The 24420-nt window shown below is 75.1% G+C and carries 22 protein-coding genes; 13 read left to right on the forward strand and 9 right to left on the reverse strand.

Annotated features, from left to right (window positions below):
• A partial coding sequence (locus AB0K34_RS37735; protein ID WP_364553562.1) for a hypothetical protein occupies nt 1-293 on the reverse strand: 293 nt, incomplete at its 3' end.
• A gap of 124 nt (nt 294-417) precedes the next feature.
• Here AB0K34_RS37735 and thyX point away from each other — a divergent pair.
• Together thyX and AB0K34_RS37745 are read left to right on the forward strand one after the other, a co-directional pair.
• Nucleotides 418-1215 carry an FAD-dependent thymidylate synthase gene (gene thyX, locus AB0K34_RS37740; protein WP_138641015.1) on the forward strand — a complete coding sequence of 266 codons (798 nt, stop codon included), beginning with the start codon at nt 418-420 and terminating at the stop codon, nt 1213-1215.
• 66 nt (nt 1216-1281) lie between these two features.
• On the forward strand, nt 1282-2004 hold the full coding sequence (locus AB0K34_RS37745; RefSeq protein ID WP_138641016.1) for a dienelactone hydrolase family protein: 723 nt from the start codon (nt 1282-1284) through the stop codon (nt 2002-2004).
• Nucleotides 2005-2026: 22 nt separating this feature from the next.
• On the opposite strand, the gene AB0K34_RS37750 is transcribed toward AB0K34_RS37745, so the two are convergent.
• Nucleotides 2027-2419 (reverse strand): PaaI family thioesterase, encoded by a 393-nt coding sequence (locus AB0K34_RS37750; RefSeq protein ID WP_138641017.1) that lies wholly within the window; start codon nt 2417-2419, stop codon nt 2027-2029.
• 133 nt (nt 2420-2552) lie between these two features.
• Between AB0K34_RS37750 and AB0K34_RS37755 the strand changes: the two genes are divergently transcribed.
• Nucleotides 2553-3332 (forward strand): helix-turn-helix transcriptional regulator, encoded by a 780-nt coding sequence (locus tag AB0K34_RS37755; protein WP_138641019.1) that lies wholly within the window; start codon nt 2553-2555, stop codon nt 3330-3332.
• Here the strand turns inward: AB0K34_RS37755 and AB0K34_RS37760 are convergent.
• Nucleotides 3247-4452 carry a globin domain-containing protein gene (locus AB0K34_RS37760; protein WP_138641018.1) on the reverse strand — a complete coding sequence of 402 codons (1206 nt, stop codon included), beginning with the start codon at nt 4450-4452 and terminating at the stop codon, nt 3247-3249. The genes AB0K34_RS37755 and AB0K34_RS37760 overlap by 86 nt on opposite strands.
• A gap of 441 nt (nt 4453-4893) precedes the next feature.
• Between AB0K34_RS37760 and AB0K34_RS37765 the strand changes: the two genes are divergently transcribed.
• From AB0K34_RS37765 to AB0K34_RS37775, 3 genes are all read left to right on the forward strand, one after another.
• Entirely contained in the window at nt 4894-5643 is a 750-nt protein-coding gene (locus AB0K34_RS37765) for a gamma-glutamyl-gamma-aminobutyrate hydrolase family protein (RefSeq protein ID WP_138633929.1), read from the forward strand.
• Nucleotides 5644-5716: 73 nt separating this feature from the next.
• Nucleotides 5717-6724: an alpha/beta hydrolase gene (locus tag AB0K34_RS37770; protein WP_364553563.1), complete on the forward strand. Its 1008-nt coding sequence runs from the start codon at nt 5717-5719 to the stop codon at nt 6722-6724.
• On the forward strand, nt 6700-7485 hold the full coding sequence (locus AB0K34_RS37775) for an enoyl-CoA hydratase/isomerase family protein (protein ID WP_364553565.1): 786 nt from the start codon (nt 6700-6702) through the stop codon (nt 7483-7485). The genes AB0K34_RS37770 and AB0K34_RS37775 overlap by 25 nt, the downstream gene beginning before the upstream one ends.
• 31 nt (nt 7486-7516) lie before the next feature.
• Here AB0K34_RS37775 and AB0K34_RS37780 read toward each other — a convergent pair whose 3' ends face one another.
• Nucleotides 7517-7951, reverse strand: a complete 435-nt coding sequence (locus tag AB0K34_RS37780; RefSeq protein ID WP_138633938.1) for an SRPBCC family protein — start codon at nt 7949-7951, stop codon at nt 7517-7519.
• A gap of 99 nt (nt 7952-8050) precedes the next feature.
• Here AB0K34_RS37780 and AB0K34_RS37785 point away from each other — a divergent pair, with 99 nt between their 5' ends.
• On the forward strand, nt 8051-9520 hold the full coding sequence (locus tag AB0K34_RS37785) for an AMP-binding protein (RefSeq protein WP_364553567.1): 1470 nt from the start codon (nt 8051-8053) through the stop codon (nt 9518-9520).
• Nucleotides 9521-9543: 23 nt separating this feature from the next.
• Here AB0K34_RS37785 and AB0K34_RS37790 read toward each other — a convergent pair whose 3' ends face one another.
• Nucleotides 9544-10725 (reverse strand): acyl-CoA dehydrogenase family protein, encoded by a 1182-nt coding sequence (locus AB0K34_RS37790; RefSeq protein ID WP_364553569.1) that lies wholly within the window; start codon nt 10723-10725, stop codon nt 9544-9546.
• A 134-nt stretch (nt 10726-10859) separates the two neighbouring features.
• On the opposite strand from AB0K34_RS37790, the gene AB0K34_RS37795 reads away from it, so the two are divergent.
• On the forward strand, nt 10860-12293 hold the full coding sequence (locus AB0K34_RS37795; RefSeq protein ID WP_364553570.1) for an aldehyde dehydrogenase family protein: 1434 nt from the start codon (nt 10860-10862) through the stop codon (nt 12291-12293).
• Between the two features lie 11 nt (nt 12294-12304).
• Here the strand turns inward: AB0K34_RS37795 and AB0K34_RS37800 are convergent, their stop codons facing one another.
• The 3 genes from AB0K34_RS37800 to AB0K34_RS37810 all read right to left on the reverse strand — a co-directional run bounded on the left by AB0K34_RS37800 (nt 12305) and on the right by AB0K34_RS37810 (nt 15812).
• On the reverse strand, nt 12305-13813 hold the full coding sequence (locus AB0K34_RS37800; protein WP_364553571.1) for an RtcB family protein: 1509 nt from the start codon (nt 13811-13813) through the stop codon (nt 12305-12307).
• A gap of 144 nt (nt 13814-13957) precedes the next feature.
• Nucleotides 13958-14548 carry a TetR family transcriptional regulator gene (locus tag AB0K34_RS37805; RefSeq protein ID WP_138633951.1) on the reverse strand — a complete coding sequence of 197 codons (591 nt, stop codon included), beginning with the start codon at nt 14546-14548 and terminating at the stop codon, nt 13958-13960.
• A 67-nt stretch (nt 14549-14615) separates the two neighbouring features.
• Nucleotides 14616-15812 (reverse strand): ROK family transcriptional regulator, encoded by a 1197-nt coding sequence (locus AB0K34_RS37810; protein WP_364553572.1) that lies wholly within the window; start codon nt 15810-15812, stop codon nt 14616-14618.
• A gap of 264 nt (nt 15813-16076) precedes the next feature.
• Between AB0K34_RS37810 and AB0K34_RS37815 the strand changes: the two genes are divergently transcribed.
• Genes AB0K34_RS37815 through AB0K34_RS37835 form a run of 5 tightly spaced genes read left to right on the forward strand, consistent with a single transcriptional unit; the run spans nt 16077 to nt 23934 of the window.
• A complete protein-coding gene (locus tag AB0K34_RS37815) occupies nt 16077-17339 on the forward strand; it encodes a sugar ABC transporter substrate-binding protein (protein ID WP_364553573.1) in 1263 nt (420 codons plus the stop codon).
• A 4-nt stretch (nt 17340-17343) separates the two neighbouring features.
• Nucleotides 17344-18345 carry a sugar ABC transporter permease gene (locus tag AB0K34_RS37820; RefSeq protein WP_364553574.1) on the forward strand — a complete coding sequence of 334 codons (1002 nt, stop codon included), beginning with the start codon at nt 17344-17346 and terminating at the stop codon, nt 18343-18345.
• Nucleotides 18338-19210: a carbohydrate ABC transporter permease gene (locus AB0K34_RS37825; RefSeq protein WP_138633963.1), complete on the forward strand. Its 873-nt coding sequence runs from the start codon at nt 18338-18340 to the stop codon at nt 19208-19210. The genes AB0K34_RS37820 and AB0K34_RS37825 overlap by 8 nt, the downstream gene beginning before the upstream one ends.
• A gap of 57 nt (nt 19211-19267) precedes the next feature.
• Nucleotides 19268-20683 (forward strand): GH1 family beta-glucosidase, encoded by a 1416-nt coding sequence (locus tag AB0K34_RS37830; RefSeq protein WP_364553576.1) that lies wholly within the window; start codon nt 19268-19270, stop codon nt 20681-20683.
• 35 nt (nt 20684-20718) lie between these two features.
• Nucleotides 20719-23934, forward strand: a complete 3216-nt coding sequence (locus AB0K34_RS37835; protein ID WP_138633969.1) for a carboxyl transferase domain-containing protein — start codon at nt 20719-20721, stop codon at nt 23932-23934.
• Here AB0K34_RS37835 and AB0K34_RS37840 read toward each other — a convergent pair.
• Complete coding sequence (locus AB0K34_RS37840) at nt 23867-24181, reverse strand: hypothetical protein (protein ID WP_364553578.1); 315 nt, start codon at nt 24179-24181, stop codon at nt 23867-23869. The genes AB0K34_RS37835 and AB0K34_RS37840 overlap by 68 nt on opposite strands.
• Nucleotides 24182-24420 lie beyond the last annotated feature (239 nt).

Below are 24420 nucleotides of genomic sequence, written 5' to 3' on the forward strand. Positions count from 1 at the left end.
GCCGCGAGGACGTGCGCGGCCTGCGCGTCCAGCCCCGCCCGCACCTCCGCCGGCAGCGACGCGGCGCCCCGGTCCAGCGTGTCGACGACCCGCTGCGCCTTCGCCACGTCGCCCGCCGCGGCGAGCGCCCGCGCGTACCGGGCCCGCACCGCCGCCGCGTCCGGCCAGTCGCCGCGCGCCTCCATCGCCCCGGCGGCCTCCGCGAACGCGGCCGCGGCCTCGGCGGACCGCCCCTGCCGCTCGAACTTGCGCGCGCGCTCCAGCAGAGCGCCGGGATCCCCCTGAACCATCATCGAACCCTCCGAACCGAACCGTATCGGTCCACACCGTCGCGGCGGGGCCCGTCCCAGGTCGCGGCGGCACCGGCGGGGTGGTTTCCTAAGAGGCGATGCAAACGACCGGTGGGGGGATACGAGAGTGAAGAGCGTCGAGCCCGAGGTGTTCCTCGTCGCGAAGCCCGAACTGGACTACGACGAGGTCGCCCGGTACCTGCGGGACGTGGGCGGGGAGAGCTGGCTGGAGCGGCTCGACCGCGGCGACCTCGACGCGGAGCTGAACGACCCGCAGAACCTCGCCGAGTTCGCGGGCCGGCTCTGCTACCGCTCCTGGGAGCCGGGCCTCAACCCCAACGTGACCAAGATCCGCACCGACTCGGGCCAGTACCTGCAGAACATCCTGCGGAGCCTGCACGGCTCGGTGCTGGAGCACGTCAGCTTCAGCTTCGTCCTGCACAACGTGAGCCGCGTGCTGACCCACGAGCTCGTCCGGCACCGCCCCGGCGTGGCGATCTCGCAGGAGTCGCTCCGGTTCGTCCGGCTCCAGGACATCCCGTTCTGGTTCCCCGAGTGGGCCCGCGAGGACCCCGAGCTGATGAAGCGCGCCACGGCGATGCTGGAGCAGATGGAGGAGTTCCAGGGCTGGATGGCCGAGCACTTCGGCCTCGACGACGAGGGCGTGCCGTTCAAGGAGAAGAAGCACAAGACCTCGTTCATGCGCCGCTTCGCCCCCGAGGGCGTCGGCACCGGCCTGGTCTGGACGGCCAACGTCCGCACCCTGCGGCACACCCTGGAGAACCGCACCGCGCCGGGCGCCGAGGAGGAGATCCGGCTGCTGTTCGGCAAGATCGGCGAGGTGATGCGCAGGGAGGCCCCGGACCTGTTCGGCGACTACGTCGTCGAGGACGGCTCGTGGATCCCCGAGTGGCGGAAGGTCTGACCTCCGCCCTGGGGCGCCGCGGCGGGGCCTAGGCGCGCGGCGGGGGCTGCGGCATTATTGGACGGTATGTCTGACATCATGATTCCCGCGGGCGCGCGGGAGGTGCCGGGGTACCTCGCCGTCCCCGCGGGGGAGGGGCCCTGGCCGGGCGTCGTCATCGTCTTCGAGGCGATGGGCGCCAACGCGGACATGCGCGCCCAGGCCGACCGGTTCGCCGCGCAGGGGTACCTCGCCGTCCTGCCGGACCTCTACAACGGGGCGCCGTGGGTGCGGTGCGTCAGCAAGGCGATGCGCGACATGCGCGCGCAGCGCGGGCCGACCTACGACGCCATCGAGGCGTCGCGCGCGTGGCTCGCCGGGCGCGGCGACTGCACCGGCGACGTCGGCGTGTGCGGGTTCTGCATGGGCGGCGGGTTCGCGCTGGTGGCGGCGGCGAAGTACGACTTCAAGGCCGCCGCCGCGAACTACGGCATCCTGCCCCGCCGGCCGGCGGAGTCGCTGCGCGGCGCGTGCCCGGTCGTCGGCAGCTACGGCGGCGCCGACCCGACGCTGCGCGGGGCGGCGGGGAAGCTGGAGCGGGCCCTGGCGAGCGCAGGCGTCCCGCACGACGTGAAGGAGTACCCGGGCACCGGGCACTCCTTCCTCACCGGGTTCGCCCCGCCGGCCCCGCTCGGCCCGGTCGCGAAGATCGTCTTCGGGCTCGGCAGGGGGCGGGAGAACGCCGCCGACGGGTGGGAGCGGATCTTCGCCTTCTTCGGCGAGTACCTCAATAAAAAATCTACAACGTAAAGGCGCCGGGCGGGTCGGGCTGTCAGGAGCACAGGACGGCCTGGGTCTGGGTTACCTGAGCGACACGGCGGCCGCCGTCGTCGTAGAGGTCGGTCTGGACGACGATCGACGTCCGCCCGGTGTGCAGCGGGTGCGCGACGCCCTTGACGCAGCCTTCCTTGACCCCGCGGAAGAAGTTCGTCTTCGACTCCAGCGTCGTCGTGAACGTGTCCGGCGGCAGGTTGAGGAACGCACAGGCGGCGCCGAGGGTGTCGGCGAGCGCCATGAGGGCGCCGCCGTGCATGACGCCGCCGGCGGTGCAGCGCTCCGGGGCCCAGTCCAGCCGGCCGGTGACCTCTTCGGGCCCGGCGGTGTCGATGCGCACGCCGAGCGCGCGGGCGAACGGCATGGCGTCGGTGAGCTGGTCAGGGGTCATGGAGCCTCCTCGGTGAGCGTGTTCGCGTCCACCCTGGTCGCCGGGCCGTCGCGGCGTCCATTACCCGTGACGTAATCGCGGGCGTGACCGGGAGGCCGGTAGCGTCCGGAGCGTGACGACGGCGTTGAGTGACATGCGACCCATCGGCGACCAGCTGCGCGCCTGGCGGCAGCGGCGCCGGCTCAGCCAGCTGGAGCTGGCGTCGGAGGCGGACGTGTCGACCCGCCACCTCAGCTTCGTGGAGACCGGGCGCTCCGCGCCGAGCCGCGAGATGGTGCTGCGGCTCGCCGAGCACCTGGACGTGCCGCTGCGCGACCGCAACCTGCTGCTGGTGGCGGCCGGCTACGCGCCGGTGTTCGACGAGACGCCGATCGAGGAGCCGAGGATGGACGCGGTCCGGGCGGCGCTGAAGCAGGTGCTGGCCGGGCACGAGCCGTACCCGGCGGTGGTCGTCGACCGGTTCTGGAACCTCATCGACGCCAACGGCGCCGCCGCGCTCTTCATGGAGGGCGCGCCGCCGGAGCTGCTGGAGCCGCCGCTGAACGTGCTGCGGCTGAGCATGCACCCGGACGGGATGGCGAAGAACATCCTGAACCTGGCCGAGTGGCGGGCCCACATGATCGACCGGGTGCGGCGGCACGTCGCGCTCACCGCGGACGCCTCGCTGACCCAGCTCTGCCGGGAGCTGCGGAGCTTCCCCGGGGACGTCGGGGAGGCGATCGCGCCGCCCGCCGGGCACGACGTCTTCGTCCCGCTGCGGATGCGGTTCGACGGCCGGGAGCTGTCCTTCTTCAGCACGATCGCGACGTTCGGCACGCCGATCGACATCACGGTCGCGGAACTGGCGATCGAGTCGTTCTATCCGGCGGACGCGCCGACGACGGAGTACCTGCGGGAGCGGGCGGGCTGGTGACCGCCCCGCCGCCGCACGCCGGCAGGTCGTGGTGGACGCGGGGCGCCGGCACGCCGAGCCGCCGCAGCGCCGCGGCCGCGGCCCGGACGAGCGGGGCGGGCCCGGCGACGTAGGCGGTGTGGTCGCGGACGCAGTCCAGCAGGCCGGGCAGGACGTCCTGCACGTGGCCGGTCAGCGCGCCGGGGCCCGCCGACCGGGACAGGACCGGGACGACCCGCAGCCGCGCGGACGCCGCCTCCAGCCGGCGCAGGTCGGGCAGGTCGTAGAGGTGGTCGGCGGTGCGCGCGGCGACCAGCAGCCGGACGTCGCGGCCGGATCCGGCGGCCTGCTCGGCCAGCGCCTTCATGGGGGCGAGCCCGGTGCCGCCGCCGATCAGCAGCAGGTCGCGGCCGGGGTCGGGGTCGAGGGTCATCTCGCCCTCGGCCGGGCCGAGCAGCACGGTGTCGCCGGGCGCGGTGGCCCGGACCAGCGCGCCGCTCACCCAGCCGCCGGGGCGGGCCCGGACGTGCAGGCGCAGCGTGCCGTCCGGCCGGGGCGCGTTCGCGATCGAGTAGGGCCGCCACATCCGGGGCCAGCGGGCGGTCTGCACGCTGACATGCTGCCCGGCGGCGAAGGGGAGCGGCCGCTCGGGGCGCAGCGTGAGAACCGCGAGGTCGGGGGCGCGGCGGTCGTGGGCGGTGACCTCGGCGGCCCACCACGGCGGGGACTGCGCGGCGTCCCGCTCGGCGGCGCCGATCATGGCCTCGGCCGCGCGCGTGTAGGCGGCGGTCCAGGCGGCCTCGGCGGCGGGCGTCCAGCAGTCGGCGGCGAAGACGCGCAGCGTGGCGGTGAGCGCGGCGCCGACGGCTTCGTAGTGCTCGGGCCGGACTCCGTACTTGCGGTGGCCGCGGCCGAGGCGGCACAGGTGGGCGGCGAGGCCGGCGGGGTCGTCCGGGCTCCGCACGATCCGGGCGAGCGCCTGGAAGAACCGGTCGTGCTGGCGGCCCATCGCGGGCGGGAACAGGGCGCGCAGGTGGGGCTCGGCCGCGAAGAGGCGGCCGTAGAAGTAGCTCGTCGCGCCCGCCGGGTCGGCTTCGAGACGGGCGAAGCAGTCGTCGGCGGTACGGGGTTCCGGTGGCATGTCCGGGCTCTCTCCCTGGCCTTCGGGCCTGGCACCGGCGGTCGCGGCGGGTCCGGGTGCCCGGCTGGGTGAGATTCTCTCGCCGAACGCGGTGCGTACTCAACCGGGCGGTCGCGTCGGGGCGCCCGCCGCTGCGCAGGGTGAGCGCCCGTGCGGCGGTGGTGACCGCTGGGGCCCGCGATCGAACACGGATACTGACCGGTATCGGCGGATGGCGTGGCCGGGCCGCGGCGGCCGGTCCGGCGGTGGAGGAGGAAAGCACTCCCCGGTGGAAGTTCGGCCGCGTCGCGGCGATCTGACCGCTTCGGACTGCGAAGAGCCGCCGCCTGCGGCAAGCTGGCCGGGAGAAAAGGCCGGGGGCGGGACGGCGCGAGGGGGGCGGGTGCAGCGAGCACCCGTTCGCGCCGCCCGGTGGCCAGTGCTCAGCTGAGGGGGAAACGCATGTCAGAGGCCGTCCGCGGGGCTCCGCGCCCCGCCACCGGTGCCGGCGGCCCGCCGGTCATCGGGATCACCACCTACCAGGAGCCGGCCCGCTGGGGGACCTGGGTGCGCGAGGCCGCGCTGCTGCCGGCGCCGTACGTGCGCTCGGTCGAGCGGGCCGGCGGCGTCCCGGTGCTGCTGCCCCCGGCCGCCACCCTGCGCGGGGTCGACCTGCTCGTCGGCCGGCTGGACGGGATCGTGCTCGCCGGCGGCGGCGACGTCGACCCCGAGCTCTACGGCGCCGCCCGGCACCACGAGACGGGGCCGCCGCAGCCGCAGCGCGACCGGTTCGAGCTGGCGCTCGTCCGCGCGGCCGTCTCCGCGGACCTGCCGTTCCTGGCGATCTGCCGGGGCATGCAGGTGCTGAACGTCGCGCGGGGCGGCGCGCTCATCCAGCACCTGCCGGAGGCCGTCGGCCACCGCGGGCACGCGCCGCAGGCCGGCCTGGTCGGCTCGCACCCGGTGCGGATCAGCCCGACCAGCCAGATCGGCAAGATCCTCGGCGACGCGGCGGACGTCCCGGCCTACCACCACCAGGCGGTCGGCCGGCTCGGCAAGGGCCTGTCGGCCGTGGCGTGGGCGGAGGACCAGGTGGTGGAGGCCATCGAGCTGCAGGGCCACCGCTTCGGCCTCGCCGTGCAGTGGCATCCCGAGGAGGGCGAGGACAAGCGCCTCTTTGAGGCCCTGGTCGCGGAGGCCGCAGGCCGCTGAGCCGGGATTGGCGTCCCGGTTCCCGGGGAAGGCGACCGGTGGAAACCGCCGCATACCCCGGGGAGGCCGCCGCATGCCCGTTCATCCGCAGACCGCGAGCTTCCTGGAGCAGCTCGCCTCCTGGACGGCCCCGCCCGCCGGACCCGGGGACGGAGCCGAGCCGACGATCGCGGAGATGCGGGAGCGGATCGGCGCGGCGTACCCGGTCGTGCGGCGGGAACTGCCGTACGTGCGCGACGTCGCGGTGCCCGGCCCGGGCGGCCCGGTGCCGGTGCGGCTGTACCGCCCGGTGCCGCTCGCGCGCGGGCCGCTGCCCGCGGTCGTCTACCTGCACGGCGGCGGCTGGGTGCTCGGCGGCGTCGACAACGTGGACGCCGCGTGCCGCGACCTCGCGCACGCCGCCGGATGCGCCGTCCTGAGCGTCGGGTACCGGCTGGCGCCCGAGCACCCGTTCCCCGCGGCCGTGGACGACGCGTGGGCCGTCGTCGCCGCGGCAGCGGGGGAGGCGGGCCGCGAAGAGGCCCCGCTAAGCAGCCACGGCATCGCGCCCGGCGCCGTGGCGGTGGCCGGCGACAGCGCCGGCGGCAACATCGCGGCGGCCGTCGCGCTGCTGGCCCGCGACCGCGGGCTGCCGCTCGCCCACCAGCTGCTGGTCTACCCGGTGACCGACACCGCGATGGACACCCCGAGCTGGCGGGAGTACGGGTCCGGGTACGGGCTGGACGCGGGCAGCCTCGCCCGGTTCATGGACCTGTACCGGGGCGGCGCCGACCCGTCCGACTTCCGGCTGGCGCCGCTGCGCGCCCCGGACCTGTCCGGCGCGGCGCCCGCCACCGTCATCACCGCCGAGTGCGACATCCTGCGCGACGAGGCGGAGGCGTACGCCCGCCGGCTCGCGGCGGCCGGGGTGCCGGTCGAGCTGCGCCGCTACGACGGCGTCGTGCACTCGTTCTTCCTGCTGCCGGAGATCTTCGACGCCGGTGCCGAGGCGATGGCGTTCGCTGTGCGACGATTGCGCGCGGCATTCGGTGATCGCGAGCGGGAGGGCGGCGCGCCATGTACGACGGGTACGAGCGGCTGAGGATCGACTGGGCGGCGGACGGGGTGCTGCGCGTCACGATCAGCACGCCGGGCAAGCTCAACGCGGTCGACACCGTGGGGCACCGCGAGCTGGCGGAGATCTGGCGGGACGCCGACGCCGACGACGCGGTGCGCGCGATCGTGGTGCGCGGCGAGGGGACGGCGTTCTCCGCCGGCGGCGACATCGCCATGATCGAGGAGATGATGGCCGACCACGCCGCGCGCCGCCGGATCATGCGCGAGGCCCGCGACATCGTGATGAACGTGCTGAACTGCTCCAAGCCGGTGGTCAGCGCCGTGCAGGGCCCGGCGGTGGGCGCGGGGCTCGCGGTGGCGCTGCTCGCCGACATCTCGGTCGCCGGCCGCACCGCGAAGATCATCGACGGGCATGTGCGGCTGGGCGTGGCGGCGGGCGACCACGCCGCGATCGTGTGGCCGTTGCTGTGCGGGTTGGCGAAGGCCAAGTACTACCTGCTGCTCAACGACGTCCTGACCGGCGAGGAGGCCGAGCGGATCGGCCTGGTGTCGCTGTGCGTGGACGACGCCGAGGTGCACGACCGCGCGCTGGAGATCGCCGGGCGGCTCGCCGCCGGGCCCGCCGAGGCGCTGTCGCTGACCAAGCACGCGCTGAACAACTGGCTGCGGCTCGCGGGCCCGACGTTCGACGCGTCGCTGGCGATGGAGTTCTTCGGGTTCACCGGCCCGGACGTGCGGGAGGGCGTCGCGGCGATCCGCGAGAAGCGCCCGCCCCGGTTCGGCTGAGGCGGGGCCCGGCCCCGGGGCGGCCGGGGGGTCAGCCGAAGCGCTTGGCGAGGGCGCCGAGCCCGGTCGCGTAGATGCCCTGCGCGAGCGTCTTGGTCATCGCCTCCTCGTCGGCGGCGTCCGCGGAGAACTCGGCCCGCCACTCGACGAACGCGTGGCCGGTGGCGGTGACCGGGGCGACGCGCAGCTCGGCGCGGCAGTCCCGCACCGGCAGCGGGCACTCCAGGATCTCGTACCGGTAGCCGCGGCCGGCGTCGTCCAGCGCGGTGAGCCGCTCGCGGAACACCGTCTCGCCGGGGCCGATCAGCCGGCGGACGCAACCGACGCGGTCGCCGGGGCCGCCGTCCTCGATCACGCCGGTCTGCACGCCGGGCATCCAGTCGGCGAGGTTGCCGAAGTCCCGCAGGTAGGACCACACCTCGTCGGCGCTGCTGGCGAACACGGCACTGGCGTAGGACCGGGGCATGGGCTCTCCTCACGGTGGGCGGACCCTCATGCTGGCCCGGCCGCTGTGACCCGGGCAACACCTTGACCGTGCCGAATCCGATTCGGGATGATCGGGCGCATGCTGCTCGGGGACCTCGCGCACCGCGGCGCCGCGCTCTGGCCGGACCGTACGGCGTTCGCCTGGGACGGCCGGCGCCGCACCTACCGCGAGCTGCACCGGTGCGCGCGGTGCTGGGCCGGGCTGCTGGTCGGCGGGGGAGTGGGGCCCGGCGGCCGCGTCGCGCTGCTGACCGTCAACGCGCCGGAGGCGGTCGAGGCCGCGTTCGGCGCGTCACTGATCGGCGCCGCGGTGGTCCCGCTGAACGTGCGGCTGAGCCCCGCCGAGATCCGGTACCAGGTCGAGGACGCCGGGGCGCGGCACGCGGTCGTCCACCCGGCGCTGGAGACCCTGGCCGGCGCGTCCGGCCTCCTCGACCTCGACCACTGGGCGATCGGCCCGGCCCTCGACCGGGCCCTGGACGAGGCGCCGCCGCCCGACCTGCCCCGCCCCGGCCCGGACGCGCCGGTCGTCCAGCTCTACACCTCGGGCACCACCGGGCACCCGAAGGGCTGCCTGCTGACCAGCCGGGGCTGGGTCGCCGCCGCGGCGAACGCGGTGCAGGCGTTCGGCCTGACCGGCGCCGACCGGCTGCTCGGCGCGCTGCCGCTGTTCCACGTCGCCGGGTACGGCGCCGTGCTCGGCCAACTCGCCGCCGGCGGCACGGTCGTGCTGCCGTCCGGCGCGTCCCCGGAGGCGCTGTGGCCGCTCATCGCCGAGTACGGCGTGACCGTCGCGGTCTTCCCCACCGGCACTGGACGGGCGCTGCGCCATCCCGCCGCCGCGCCGGGGACGCTCCGCCTGGTCTTCGGCATGGCCGCGACCGAGCGTCCCGCGACGCTGGAGCGGCTGCGCGGCCTCGGCATCGGCTACCGCGGCGTGTACGGCTCGACCGAGGCCGGGAACTTCGTGGCGGTGTCCACGCTGGAGGACGAGCTGGCCGCCCCCGGCACGGTCGGCCGCCCGCTGCCCGCGTTCGACCTCGCCCTGGACGGCGCGGACGGCCCCGGCGAGGTGGGGGAGCTGCTGCTGCGCGGCGCGAGCCTGATGGCCGGATACGCCGGGCACCCGGGCGTCCCGCCGGACGGCTGGCTGCGCACGGGCGACCTCATGCGGCTCGACGCCGACGGCCGCCTGCACTTCATCGACCGCGCCAAGGACATGGTCAAGAGCGGCGGCGAGAACGTGTACTGCGCGGAGGTCGAGCGCGTCCTCGCCGAGCACCCCGGCGTCCGGGACGCCGCGGTGATCGGCGTCCCGGACCGGCGCTGGGGCGAGGCGGTCAAGGCCGTGGTCGTGGTGCGCGGCGGCACCACGCCCGCGGAGCTGGACGCGCACTGCCGGGCCCGGCTCGGCGCGTTCAAGCGCCCCCGCTGGTACGAGCTGGTCGCGGCGATCCCGCGCAACCACTCCGGCAAGGTGCCCAAGCGCGAGTTGCGCGCCGCGCACGATCCTGGCGCGTCCGTCCGGCTCCCCGAGTCAGGCGGGTAGGCGCGGGCCGGTGCGGCCGCGGCCTAGTACGACTTGGGCAGGCCCAGCTCGTGCTGCGCGATGTGGGCGAGGACGAGCTCCTCCGCGACCGGGATGTTCTTGGCGATGCGGGCGTCGCGGAACATCCGGGCGATCGGGTACTCCATCGAGTACGCCATCCCGCCGTAGGTCTGGAAGGCGCGGTCGGCCGCCTGCCAGGCCGCGTCCGCCGCGGTCAGCTTGGCGATGTTGGCCTCCGAGCCGCAGGGCCGGCCGCGGTCCCACAGCCAGGCGGCCTTGTAGGTCATCAGCCGCGCCAGCTCCAGCTGCGCCTTGGCCTTGGCGAGCGGGAACGCGATGGCCTGGTTGGTGCCGATCGGCTTGCCGAACGGGGCCCGGTCGGTCGCGTACTCGCAGGCGAGCCTCAGCACCAGCCCCCCGGACCCGACGCCGCCCGCCGCGGCGAGGATGCGCTCGGGGTTGAGGATGTCCCACAGCACGAGGAACCCCTGGTCGGGCTCGCCGAGGACGCGCTCGGCCGGGACGCGGACCTCGTCCAGGAACACCATGCTGGACGCGACGGTGTTGGTGCCGAGCTTGGGGATCGGCTGGTAGGTGAGCGTGCCGTCGGCTACGGCCTGCTTGACGTCCACCAGCAGGACGGTGAACCCGGAGGTGCGCGGCCGGGCCTCGGCGGCCGGGATCGTCCGGGTGACCAGGACGAGGAAGTCGGCGCGCTCGACGCCGGAGATCCAGATCTTCTGGCCGCTCACCACGAAGTGGTCGCCGTCGCGACGGGCCTGGGTGGTGATGTTGATCGCGTTGCTGCCCGCGTCCGGCTCGGTGATGGCGAAGCAGGTCTCGATCTCCCCGGCGGCGATCTTCGGCAGGAGCTCGCGCTTCTGCGCCTCGGTCCCGTGCCGGTTGATCGTCAGCCCGCCGAACGCGGGCGTCAGCAGGTACATGAAGGACGCGGCGCCGCCCGCGCCGCCCTCGGCCAGCGCCTCCAGGGCGACGGCCAGCTCCAGCAGCCCCTGGCCCCCGCCGCCGTACTCCTCGGGGATCGCCAGCGCGTGCCAGCCGCCCGCCACCAGCTCCCGCCAGACCTCCTCCGGCCAGCGCTTGTCCGCGTCGCAGCGGCCCCAGTAGTCCTGGTCGTACTTCCCGGCGATCGCCAGCACGCCCTCGCGCACCGCGGCCGCGCTCTCCGGCAGGTCGAAGTCCACCGCGCCTCCCTCAATTCGCGTCCGCACCACGGTAGCCGATTTAAGTAAGTGGTCACTGACGCGGGGGTGCGGTCATTGAAGCGCGCCGCACCGGGTAGGCGAACCGACGGACACCGACTCGGGAGGGGGCGCCCATGCGGCCGCGCGACAGGTGGATGCTGGCCGGCGGACGGTGGAGCCAGGGCACCGGGCAGGACGCGTTCACGATGGCCGACCCGGCGACCGGCGAGCCGCTCGGCGTGGTGGCCGTGTCCACGCCGGCGGACGTGGCCGCGGCCGTCGCGGCGGCCTGCGACGCCGCGCCCGGCTGGGCCGCCACCCCGGCCGCCGACCGGGGCGCGGCCCTGCACGCCGCCGCGCGGGCGGTCGAGGAGCGGATGGACGAGCTGGCCGCGCTCGTGACCGCCGAGATGGGCAAGCCGTCCGGCGACGCGCTCGGCGGCGTCGAGGCCGGCATCGGGACGCTGCGCCAGTACGCCGAGCTCGGCCCCCTGCATGGCGGCCGCAGCCTCCAGGGCGGCTGGCGGGCCGCCGACTTCCTGGTCCGCGAGCCGCGCGGCGTCGCCGCCGTGATCACCCCGTGGAACGACCCGGTCGCCATCGCCTGCGGCCTGATCGGCGCCGCGCTGGCCACCGGCAACACCGTCGTCCACAAGCCCTCCGAGCGGACCCCGCACACCGGCGCGATGCTCGCCGAGCTGCTCGACGCGTGCCTGCCCGACGGCGTCCTCAACATGGTGACCGGCGACGGGGAGACGGGCGAGGCCCTCGCCGGCCACCCGGACACCGACGTCGTCGCGCACGTCGGCTCCACCGCCGCCGGCCGCCGCGTCGCCGAACTGGCCCTGCGCACCGGCGCCCGCACCCTGCTGGAGAACGGCGGCTGCGACCCGCTGATCGTGGACCGCGACGTCGACCCCGAGTGGGCCGCCGGCCAGGCCGCCCTCGGCTGCTTCGCCAACGCCGGGCAGATCTGCACGTCCGTCGAGCGGGTCTACGTCCACGAGGCCGTGGCGGACCCCTTCCTGGAGGCCCTCGCCGAGCGGGCCCGCGGCCTGCGGATGGGGCCCGGCGCCGACGTGACCACCGAGCTCGGGCCGCTCGTCGACGAGCGGCACCGCACCCACGTCCACCAGCGGGTCGAGAAGGCGATCGCGGACGGCGCGCGCGCCCTGACCGGCGCGCGGATCCCGGACGGCCCCGGCGCGTTCTACCCGGCCACGGTCCTCGCCGGCTGCGCCGACCACATGGCGATCATGGCCGAGGAGGTGTTCGGGCCGGTCGCGCCGGTCCGCACCGTGGCCTCCTTCGACCATGCCCTCGACGCGGCGCGCCGCTCCCGGCACGGCCTCGCCGCGACCGTCCTCACCCGGGACATGGCGCACGCGCAGGCCGCCTGGCGCACCCTGAACGTCGGCACGGTGAAGGTCAACGCCGTGTTCGGCGGCGCCCCGGGCGGCGCCGCCGAACCGCGCCTCGGCAGCGGCCGCGGCTTCGGCTACGGCCCCGAGCTGCTGGACGAGATGACGAAGGTGAAGGCCGTCCACGTCCAGACCGACGTCCCCTGACGCCCCCTCCCTCAGCCCTTGACGGTCAGCAGCGGCCGCAGCTCCGCGACCGGCGCCGCGACGCCGCCGCCCGCCAGGCTCGACACGACCGGGCCGATGTCCTTGTAGGCCCACGGCGCCTCCTGCTTCAGGTCGCGCCGCCACGCCGCCATCACGTCGCGCCTGCGCGCCGTCACCGGGTCGCGGTGGTCCAGCGGCGTCACGACCCGGAACTCGCGCAGGAACGCGTCGAGCTCGGCGTCGCCGCCCCGCGCCGACGCGCCGCGCGGGACGCGGCGCCCGGCGCCGTGGCACGCGCTGGCCAGCGTGCGCGGGTTCCCGTGCCCGCGCAGGACGAAGCTGGACGCTCCCATCGACCCCGGCACGATGACCGGTTCGCCCCACATCGCATAGGGTCCGCCGGCCATCTCGGCGTGGCCGCCCGCCGGGGTGGCGCCCTTGCGGTGCACGAACCGGTCGCCGTCCCGCCAGAACAGGTTGTGGGGCGCGTCGTACAGCGGCCGGGCGTCCGGGTCCCCGCACTCGGCCGCCAGGCCCGCGCGCATCGCCAGCGACAGGAAGTACCGGTTGCCGGCCGCGAAGTTGGCGGCGTTGCCGAACGCGTCCAGGTACCGGCGGCGGGCGGGCTCGGACCGCTCGTCCAGCAGGAAGGGCAGGACGCCGTTGCGGGGCCGGGGCAGCCCGGCCGGCCACCCGGCGCGCAGCGCGTCCAGGGCGGTGGCGTTGGCCTGGTGGCCGAGCGACAGCGAGCCGCTGTGCACCATCGTGACGACCGTGCCGGGGGTCAGGCCCCAGGCGTGCGCGGCGGCGGGGTCGTGCACCTCGGCCACGTACTGCAGTTCGGCGAAGTGGTTGCCGCCGCCGATCCCGCCGATGACGCTGTCGTGGCTCGCGCCGCCCGCGCTGCCGATCCAGTCGGCGAACGCGGCGGCCGTCGCCGCCGGGTGCGCGCACGCGTGCGCGCGGTCCAGGGCGTCGTCGGTGTCCTCGGGCCGGAAGCCCCGCCACGGGGCGGCGCCCGTGAGCAGCAGGCCGGGCAGGCCGTCGCGCAGCAGCGCCTCGCGCTGGACGGGAGTGAGCGCGATCCGGCGGCCGCCCTCGAAGAACAGGTGCCGCAGCCGCCGCTCCAGCGCGTCCAGCCGGGCCCGGACGCGGCCGGCGCGCAGCGCGGTGACCTCCAGCCGCATGCCGCAGTTGACGTCGCTGCCGACCGCCTGCGGCAGCAGCGCGTGCTCGGTCTCCAGGACGGTCCCGATCGGTATCCCGGCGCCCTTGTGGAAGTCGGGGGTGAGCGCGGCGCGGGTGACGCGCGGCTCCGGCCCGGTGTAGCCGGGGGTGGCCTCGGCGAGCCGCTCGAGCGTGCCGGCGGTCTCCAGCAGGGCCAGCGCCTCGGTGACGGCGGCGGGTTCGAGCGGGACGCCGGCCCCGGCGCAGATCTCGACGGGGACGCCGCGCGGGTTGGGGAGGGTGAGCCAGTGCTCGCCGGTGCGGGCGAGACGGGGGTCTTGACGTGCGGACACGGTCAATCCTTCAGGGCTGCTGGGAGCGCGCGACGGCGCGCGGGAAGGAGCCGTCCGCGCGGAGGGCGCGACGGCGGGGGAGCGGGCGGGGCCGCTCGTCCTCGGGTTCAGCAGCCGCGAGGAGAGACCGACGGTAGCGCGGGGTCAGGCGTCCGGGCCACCGGTTTTCGCGGGGACGGACAGGTAGCGGGCCACCAGCCGGGCCACGAAGTGCGCGAACTCCTCCGGCGGGCCGGACGGCAGCATGATGTGGCTCATCGTCAGCCGCACCGCCGCGTCGGCGACCTCGGTGAGCGCGTCGCGGTCCAGATGCGGCCAGTGCCGCAGCGCGTGGTCGGCGATGCGGGCGCTGGCGGCGAACAGCACCGGCTCGGCCTGCGTGGTGAGCAGCGGCAGCATCTCGTCGCCGCCCGCCCCGGTCAGCACCGCCTTCTTCAGCTGGTCGTCCGCCGAGGTCTCCAGCGTGTACATCACGGCGGCGACCACGGCGGAGTACACGTCGTCGTGCTCGGACAGCGCCGCGTCGACGCCGTCGAGGTAGCGCTCGTTGTCGCGGACCACGACCGCCTGGGCCAGCCCCCACTTGTCGCCGAACTCGTTGTAGACGGTCTGCCGGCTCACCCCGGCGGCCGCGGCGACGTCCCGCATGCGGACGGCCCGGTAGCCGCGCTCGACCAGCAGCTCGGCGGCGGCGTCGAGCAGGGACTCGCGCACGGGGCGTCCGGCGGTGCCCATGGTGTCGTCGTTCCTCCGGGTGCTGGTCGGGCCACCATTATCGCGCGCCGCCCGGCGGCCCGGCCATTCAGGCGTCCGCCGGGGCGCCCCCGCGGTCCAGGAGGTGGGCGAGGGGGAGGGTCGCCGCGCCGACCGCGACCGCCTCGGGGCCGAGGTGGCACAGCTCCACCGCGGTCTGCGCGAACGGCTGCCGCAGCGCGTACGCGGCGGTGGCCTCGACGATCCGGTCCAGCATCCGGCCGCCGATCAGCAGCCCCGCCCAGCCGCCGATGATGATCTTCTCGGGGCTGAACAGGTTGACCAGGTCGGCGATGCCGGCGCCCAGGTACTCGGCGACCTCCGCGCGCAGCCCGGCGGCGGCCTGCGACGGGTCGGCGAGCAGCGCGGCGAGGGCCGCCTCCTCGTCGGTCCCGGCGGCGCCGCCCGCGGCCCGGTAGCGCTCCAGCAGCGCGGTCGCGCCGACATAGGACTCCAGGCAGCCGCGCGACCCGCACCGGCACCGCGCGCCGCCGACCCGCAGCGTCGTGTGCCCCCACTCGCCCGCGCTGCCGGCCGCGCCCCGGTACGGCGAGCCGTCGATCATCACGGCGGCGCCGACGCCGGAGCCGATCAGGGCGACGACGGCGTTGCGGTGGCCGCGGCCCGCGCCGAACCACATCTCGGCCTGGCCGAGGGAGGTGGCGCCGTTGTCGATGAACAGCGGCAGGTCGGTGCCGGCGCGCAGCATCCGCTCCAGCGGCACGGCCTCCCACCCGATCGTCTGGCAGTGCACGACGGCCTCCGGGCCGTGCTCGATCACGCCGGGCACGCCCACGCCGACGCCGATGATGGACGCCGGGTCGACCGACGCGCCCTCGATGACGGCGGGCAGCCCGTCCAGGATGTGCCGCACGACGGCGCGCTCGTCGTGGCCGCCGTCGCCGAGCGGCAGGTCGGCCTTGGCGAGCTGGGTCAGCTCCAGGTCGAACAGCTCGACCATCACCCGCGTCTCGCCGACGTCCACCCCGACGAGGTGGCCGTAACCGGCCGCCGTCTTCAGCAGCACCCGCGGGCGGCCCCCGTCGGACTCCACGCTGCCCGCCTCCACGACGAGCCCGGCCTCGATCAGCTCGGTGACGACGTTGCTGACCGAGGCGGGGCTGAGCCCGGTCTCGCGGGCCAGGTCCTGGCGGCTGAGCGGGCCGTCGAAGTACAGCCGCCGCAGCAGCACCGACCGGTTGGTGCGGCGCAGGTCGCGCACGGTCCTCCGGCGCCGTTCCGGCATCGGGCCCCCTTCTCCCGCGGCCGCCGCGCGGCCGCGTCCCCCCGGTTCCCAGGTCTTGACCCGGTAATTATGTCACTGCTTAGATCACGTCGTGAAATAAGGTGTGATCTAACTCTCCGAGTGATCCCCCTCACTCCGGACCGGAAGGCCGAGCCGATGCGCCAAACCCCACTCGCAGGACGGGCCGCATTCCCAGGACGGGCCAGATTCGCAGGACGGGCAGCGTTCGCAGGACGTGCAGGGGCCGTCCTCACGGCAGGACTGGTGCTCGCCGCCGCGGCGGCCTGCGGCGGCGGCACCGCGTCCGGCGGCGGGAACGGCGACCCGAAGACGCTGACCTACTGGGCCAGCAACCAGGGCGCCGACATCGCCGCCGACCAGAAGGTGCTGGCCCCCGAGCTCGCGAAGTTCGAGCGGCAGACCGGCATCAAGGTCAAGCTGGAGGTCGTCCCCTGGAGCGACCTGCTCAACCGCATCCTCGCCGCCACCACCTCCGGCCAGGGGCCGGACGTCCTCAACATCGGCAACACCTGGTCGGCCTCGCTCCAGGCCACCGGCGGGCTGCTGCCGTTCGACGGCGCGGCGATGGCCGAGGTCGGCGGCGCCGGCCGGTTCGTGCCCGCCGCGCTCGCCTCCACCGGCGCCAAGGGCAGGCCCCCGGCCGCCGTGCCGCTCTACTCGCTCGCCTACGGCCTCTACTACAACAAGAAGATGTTCGCGGATGCGAACCTCCAGCCGCCGAAGACCTGGCAGGAGATGGTCGACGCCGGCCGCAAGCTCACCAAGGGCGGGAAGCACGGCATCGCCGTCGAGGGCGCCAGCATCCCCGAGAACGTCCACGCCGCGTTCAACATCGGCCAGATGTACGGGGCCGACTTCTTCACCCCCGACGGCAAGCCGCAGTTCGCCACCCCGCAGGCGGTGAAGGCGGTCAAGTCCTACATCGACCTCATCGCCGCGGACAAGGTCGCCGCGCCCGGCAACGCGGAGTACTCCGCCAACCAGTCGATCAACGACTTCGCCACCGGCAAGGCCGCGATGCTCATGTGGCAGGCCACCACCAGCGGCCTCACCAACCTCGGCATGAAGCCCGGCGACTGGGGCGTCGTCCCGCTGCCCGCCCCGTCCCCGGCACCGCCCGGCGGCAGGGACGTCACCTCGATGGTCGCCGGCATCAACATCGCGGTCTTCAAGAACACCGGCAACAGGGACGGCGCGCTGAAGTTCGTGAAGTTCATGACCGGCGACGCCGAGCAGAAGGTCCTCAACAAGGCGTACGGGTCCCTCCCCGCCGTCACCGCCGCCCAGAACGACCCGGCGTTCGACACCCCCGACCTGAAGGTCTTCAAGCAGATCCTCGCCACCGGCGCCGCGCCGCTGCCGCAGGTCCCCGAGGAGAGCCAGTTCGAGACGGCCGTCGGCACCGCGATGAAGGACCTGTTCGCCGACGCCGCCGCCGGCAAGCCCGTCACGGAGGAGCGGGTGCGCGACGCGCTCGCCGCCGCCCAGGAACAGATGGGCAAGTAGGCGGATGGCCACCGCGAACGCCTCGGCCGCCCGGACGGGCGGCGCCGAGCGGCCCCGGCCCGGGCCCGGCGCGGCCCGGCCGGGCCGGCGGCGGCAGCGGCTCCCGCCCAGGGCGCTGCCCTACCTGCTGCTCGCCCCCGCGGTCGCCGCCGAGCTGATCGTGCACCTGGTGCCGATCGCCGTCGGGATCTGGATGAGCTTCCGGGAGCTGACGCTCTTCTACGTCCGCGAATGGTCCAGGGCCCCCGGCGCGGGCCTCGGCAACTACCGGGTCGCGGTCGACGTGGACGGCGCCATCGGGGCGGGCCTGCTGCGCTCCTTCCTCGTCACGGTCGCCGTCACGGTGCTGGCGGTCGGGCTGTCCTGGCTGCTCGGCACCGCCGCCGCGATCCTGATGCAGGACCGGTTCCGCGGCCGCGGGCCGCTGCGCGCGGTCTTCCTCGTCCCGTACGCGCTGCCCGTCTACACCGCGGTGATGACGTGGGCGTTCATGTTCCAGCGCGACACCGGCCTGGTCAACCACGTCCTCGCCGACCAGCTCCACCTGACCGGCGGGGACCGGCCGTTCTGGCTGATCGGCGACAACAGCTTCTGGGCGCTGGTCACCGTCATCGTGTGGCGGTCGTGGCCGTTCGCGTTCCTGGTGCTCATGGCCGGGCTGCAGAACATCCCCCGCGACCTGTACGAGGCGTCCGCGCTGGACGGCGCGGGCGTGTGGCGGCAGATCAGGCACATCACGCTGCCGGCGCTGCGGCCCGTCAACCAGGTCCTCGTGCTGGTGCTGTTCCTGTGGACGTTCAACGACTTCAACACGCCGTTCGTCCTGTTCGGCAGGGCGGCGCCCGACGCCGGCGATCTGATCTCGGTGCACATCTACCACGCGTCGTTCGTCACCTGGAACTTCGGCACCGGCTCGGCGATGTCGGTGCTGCTCCTGCTGTTCCTGCTGGTGGTCACGGCGGCGTACCTGCTCGCCACGTCGAGACGGAGGCCCGCGCATGGCTGAACCGCGCCCGTCCCGCAGGGGGCCGGCCGACCCGCCGGCGTCGTTCGTGTGGACGCGCCGCATCGTGCTGACGCTGCTGGCTGTGTTCACCCTCGTGCCCGTCTACGCGATGGTCAGCTCGTCGCTGAAACCGCTGCAGGACGTCCAGGGAGCGTTCCGCTGGATCCCGTCGGAGCCGACGGTCCGCCCCTACGTCGACATGTGGTCGACCGTCCCGCTGGCCCGCTACTTCGTCAACAGCGTGATCGTCGCGGGCGGCGCCACGGTCGCGTCGGTCGTGATCGCGGTCGGCGCGGCGTACGCGGTGAGCCGGTACCGGTTCGCGGGGCGCCGGGTGTTCACCGTGACGGTGCTGTCCACGCAGATGTTCCCCGGCATCCTGTTCCTGCTGCCGCTGTTCCTGATCTTCGTGAACGCCGGCAACGCGACCGGCGTCGCGCTGTACGGCAGCCGGGGCGCGCTGATCCTGACCTACCTGACGTTCTCGCTGCCGTTCTCGATCTGGATGCTGGCCGGCTACTTCGCCTCGATCCCGCACGAACTGGACGAGGCGGCCCGGGTGGACGGCTGCGGGCCGCTGGGCGCGCTGCTGCGGGTGATCGTCCCGGCGGCGCTGCCGGGCATCGTCGCGGTGACCGTCTACGCCTTCATGACCGCGTGGGGCGAGGTGCTGTTCGCCTCCGTCATGACCAACGACCAGACCCGGACGCTGGCCGTCGGGCTGCAGGGCTACTCCACCCAGCACGAGGTCTACTGGAACCAGGTGATGGCCGCCTCCCTCGTGGTGAGCGTCCCCGTCGTCGCCGGGTTCCTGCTGCTCCAGCGCTTCCTGGTGGCCGGCCTGACCGCCGGCTCCGTCAAATGAGCTCCGTGAAATGAGCTCCGTCAAATGACCCGTCTCGACGACATCCGAGGGAGACCCGTGCCCATCGACGACCTGACCGCGTTCGGACCCGGCTTCGCCTGGGGGGCGGCGACGTCCGCCTACCAGGTCGAGGGAGCCGTCGCCGAGGACGGCCGCGCCCCCTCCATCTGGGACGCGTTCTGCCGCGTCCCGGGCGCGGTCGCCCGCGGCGAGACCGGCGACACCGCCTGCGACCACTACCACCGCTGGGCCGAGGACGTCGCGCTGATGAAGGCGCTCGGCCTCGGCGCCTACCGGTTCTCGGTGGCGTGGCCGCGGGTGCTGCCCGCCGGCGGCGGCCCGGTCAACCCGGCCGGGCTCGCGTTCTACGACCGGCTCGTGGACGCCCTGCTGGAGGCGGGCATCGAGCCGCACGCCACCCTCTACCACTGGGACCTGCCGCAGGCGCTCCAGGACCGCGGCGGCTGGCCGTCCCGCGACACCGCCGAGCGGTTCGCCGAGTACGCGGCCGTCGTCGCGGCGGCGCTCGGCGACCGCGTCGCGTCGTGGGCGACGCTGAACGAGCCGATCTGCGCCGCGTGGCTCGGGCACCTGCAGGGCGTGATGGCGCCCGGCGTCGCCGACGTCCGCGCGGCCGTGCCCGCCTCGTACCACCTGCTGCTCGCCCACGGCCTCGGCGTGCAGGCCGTCCGCGCCGCCGCGCCCGGCGCCCGCGTCGGCATCGTCAACCTGCTCACCGACTGCGAGCCCGGCAGCGACCGGGAGGAGGACGTCGCGGCGGCGCGGCGCGAGGACGGCCACCACAACCGGTGGTGGCTCGACCCGGTGCACGGCCGCGGCCTGCCCGCCGACATGATCGAGGTGTACGGGGTGGAGCCGCCGGTGCGCGCCGGCGACCTCGCGGCGATCGCCGCGCCGCTGGACTGGCTCGGCGTCAACTACTACCGCCGGTCGGTGAACGTCGCCGACCCGGACGGGCCCGTCCCGCACACCCGGCAGATCACCCCGGCCGGGACGCCCCGCACCGGCATGGACTGGGAGATCCACCCCGACCGGCTGGAGAAGATCCTGCTGCGCGTCACCCGCGAGTACGCGCCGCGCAGCGTCATGGTCACCGAGAACGGCTCCGCGTACACCGACACGGTGACGCCGGACGGCGCCGTCCACGACACCGAGCGGACCGCCTACCTGGAGGCGCACCTGGCGGCGTGCGCGTCCGCGATCCGCGCCGGCGTCCCGCTGGACGGCTACTTCGCCTGGTCGCTGCTGGACAACTTCGAGTGGGCCTACGGGTACGCGCAGCGGTTCGGGCTCGTCCACGTCGACTTCGCCACCCAGCGGCGCGCCGTCAAGGACAGCGGGCACCGCTACGCCGAGATCATCCGCGCGCACCGGGACCTCCACGGGCACCAGGACCTCCAAGGGCGCCGGGACCTCCGGGCGCACCGCCTCGCGGGCCGCTCTCTAGAGTGAGGGCCGATCGGCTCAGGCGATGGTGAGGAGGCCGGGTGGGCGGGATCCTTGTGGCCAACCGGGGAGAGATCGCGCTGCGGGTCGTGCGGGCCGCGGCCGAGCTGGGCCTGCGGACCGTCGCCGTCCGCACCCGCGACGACGCGGCCTCGGCGCACACCCGGCGCGCCGACGAGGTGCGGGAACTGCCCGGCGAGGGCGTCGCCGGCTACCTCGACGCGGACGCGCTCATCGCCGCCGCCAAGGACGCCGGGGCCGCCGCCGTCCACCCCGGCTACGGCTTCCTCAGCGAGAACGCCGCCTTCGCCGCGGGCTGCGCCGCCGCCGGGCTCGCGTTCGTCGGCCCGCGGCCCGAACTGCTGGAGCTGTTCGGCGACAAGGCGCGGGCGCGGGACCTGGCCCGCGCGGCGGGCGTGCCCGTGGCGCCGGGCACCGGCGGCGCCGTGGACCTCGCGGGCGCCGAGGCGTTCGCGCGCGAGCACGGGCCGGTGATGCTGAAGGCGCTCGCGGGCGGCGGCGGGCGCGGCATGCGCGTCGTCGAGGACCCGGACGAGATGGCCGCCGCGTACGAGCGGTGCCGGTCGGAGGCGCTCGCCTCGTTCGGCTCCGGCGACCTGTACGCGGAGAAGTACGTGCCGCGCGCCCGCCACATCGAGGTCCAGGTCGCCGGGGACGGGACGGGCGCCGTCACCCACCTGTGGGAGCGCGACTGCAGCGTCCAGCGGCGCCACCAGAAGCTGATCGAGGTCGCGCCCGCGCCCGCGCTGCCCGCCGCGACGCGGGACGCGCTGCTGGACGCGGCGGTGCGGATGGCCGCCCGCGTCCGCTACGAGGGCCTCGGCACGTTCGAGTTCCTCGTCGCGGGCGCGGAGTTCTGGTTCCTGGAGGCCAACCCGAGGCTGCAGGTCGAGCACACCGTCACCGAGGAGATCACCGGTGTCGACCTGGTGAAGGCCCAGATCCGGCTCGCGCTGGGGGAGGACCTCGCGGGCGTGGGCCTGGCAGCGCCGCCGGCGGCGTCCGGCTGCGCCGTCCAGGTGCGGGTCAACACCGAGACGATCGGCGCGGACGGCGTGCCGCACCCCCGCGCCGGGACGCTCACCGCTTTCGCGCCGCCGTCCGGGCCCGGTGTCCGCGTCGACACCTGCGGCTACGCCGGGTACCGGACCAGCCTGCGCTACGACCCGCTGCTCGCCAAGGTGATCGCCCGCGCGGAGGACCTGCCGTCCGCGGCCGCGCGGGCGCACGGGGCGCTCGGCGAGTTCGAGGTCGCGGGCGTGGCCACGAGCATCCCGCTGCTCCAGGGCGTCCTGCGGCACCCCGAGTTCACCGCCGGCCGGGCGGACACGTCCTTCATCGGCGGCCACCTGGCCGAGCTGCTGGAGAGCGAGCACCGCCGCTACTACCCCGAGACCGCCGCGCACGCCGCCGAGCCGGAGGCCGCCGCCGTGCCGGACGCGCCGCCGGGAACGGTCGCCGTCGCCGCGCCCATGCAGGGCACGGTCGTGAGCGTCGAGGCGGCCGAGGGCGACCTCGTGCGGGCCGGGGCGCCGGTCGTGATCATCGAGGCGATGAAGATGGAGCACGTCGTCCGCGCGGGCGAGGCGGGCGTGGTCCGGATGCTGGCCGCCGCCCCCGGGGACACCGTCGCCGAGGGCGCGCCGCTGCTGTTCACCGAACCCGCCGACGCCGGCGGCGACCACGCCGCCGAGCAGGACGGGGCCGACCACGACGCGATCCGCGCCGACCTCGCCGAGACGCTGCGCCGGCACGAGATCGGCCTCGACGCCGCGCGGCCCGAGGCCGTCGCCAAGCGGCACGCGCGCGGCCACCGCACCGCCCGCGAGAACATCGCCGACCTCTGCGACCCCGGCACGTTCGTCGAGTACGGCGCCCTCGCGATCGCCGCGCAGCGGCAGCGCCGCTCCCTGGACGAGCTCATCGAGCGCACCCCGGCCGACGGCATGGTGTGCGGCATCGGCGACGTGGACGGCGCCCAGGCCGTCGTCATGTCCTACGACTACACGGTCCTGGCCGGGACGCAGGGCTACCAGAACCACCGCAAGACCGACCGGATGCTCGACATCGCCCACCGCCGCCGCCTCCCGCTGGTGCTGTTCGCCGAGGGCGGCGGGGGACGGCCCGGCGACACCGACACCTCCACCGTGTCCGGCCTGGACGTGACGACCTTCCACGCGATGGGGCGGCTCAGCGGCGTCGTCCCGTCCGTGGGGATCGCCTCCGGCCGCTGCTTCGCCGGGAACGCGGCCCTGCTCGGCTGCTGCGACGCCATCATCGCCACCCGCGACGCCAACATCGGCATGGGCGGCCCCGCGATGATCGAGGGCGGCGGCCTCGGCGTTTTCGCGCCCGAGGAGATCGGCCCGATCACCGACCAGGAGCCCAACGGCGTCGTCGACATCGTCGTGGAGGACGAGGCCGAGGCGGTCGCCGCCGCCCGCCGCTACCTGTCGTACTTCCAGGGGCCGCGCGCGGAGTGGGAGTGCGGCGACCAGCGCGTGCTGCGGCACCTCGTCCCCGAGAACCGGATGCGCGCCTACGACGTCCGCCGCGCCGTCGAGCACCTCGCCGACACCGGGTCGGTGCTGGAGCTGCGCCGCGCCTTCGGCGTCGGGATCATCACCGCTCTGGTGCGGGTCGAGGGCCGCCCGATGGGCCTCATCGCCAGCAACCCCGCCCACCTCGGCGGCGCCATCGACCGCGACGCCGCCGACAAGGCCGCCCGGTTCCTGCAGCTGTGCGACGCGCACGGCCTGCCCGTGGTGTCGCTGTGCGACACCCCCGGCTTCATGGTCGGCCCGGACGCCGAGCGCACCGCGACCGTCCGGCACTTCGGCCGGCTGTTCGTCATCGGCGCCAACCTCCGCGTCCCGGTCGTCACGGTCGTGCTCCGCAAGGGCTACGGGCTGGGCGCGCAGGCCATGGCGGGCGGCGGGTTCAAGGCGCCGCTCGCGACCGTCGCCTGGCCGACCGGCGAGATCGGCGGCATGGGGCTGGAGGGCGCCGTCCGGCTCGGGTTCCGCAAGGAGCTGGAGGCCGCCGAGGACCCGAAGGCCCTGTTCGAGCAGATGGTCGCCGCCGCCTACGAGTACGGCAAGGCGCTGCACGCGGCCACGGTGTTCGAGCTGGACGACGTCATCGACCCCGCCGACACCCGCCGCTGGATCACCGCGGTGCTCGCCGGAGCGCCGCCCGCGGAGGACCGTCCCCGGCCGTGGATCGACACATGGTGACCGGCCGCCCGGCGCGGTAGGCGTCCCGCACCCGCGGGTCGGCGCGGACCTCGGCGGGCGCGCCCGCCGAGATCACCCGGCCGCCGTCCAGGACGTGCACGACGTCGCAGACGCCCAGCACCGGCTCCAGCTCCCGACCGGCCACCAGCACCGCAAGACCTTCGGCGGCCAGGTCGCGCAGCAGCACCTCCAGGGCGCGCGCGTACCGCACCGGCAGGCCGTCCCACGGCTCGTCCAGCAGCAGCACCGCCGGTTCGGCGGTCAGGGCCCGCGCCAGGTCGGCCAGCAGCGCGACGCCGGGCGGGGCCTCCCGCGCGCACCGGTCGGCGTGCTCGGCGATGCCGACGCGTGCGAGGACCTCGTCGGCGCGCGGCCCCGCGTCGCGGCGGGCCGTAGGTGGTGGTGTTGGCCGCGTCCTTCTGCAGCTTGATCTTGCTGCCCGCCGGGACCGTCCGGCCGAGCATCAGGTTCGCCTCGTCGTAGATG

This window comes from Actinomadura sp. NPDC049382 (assembly GCF_040677125.1).
Lineage (GTDB): Bacteria > Actinomycetota > Actinomycetes > Streptosporangiales > Streptosporangiaceae > Spirillospora > Spirillospora geliboluensis.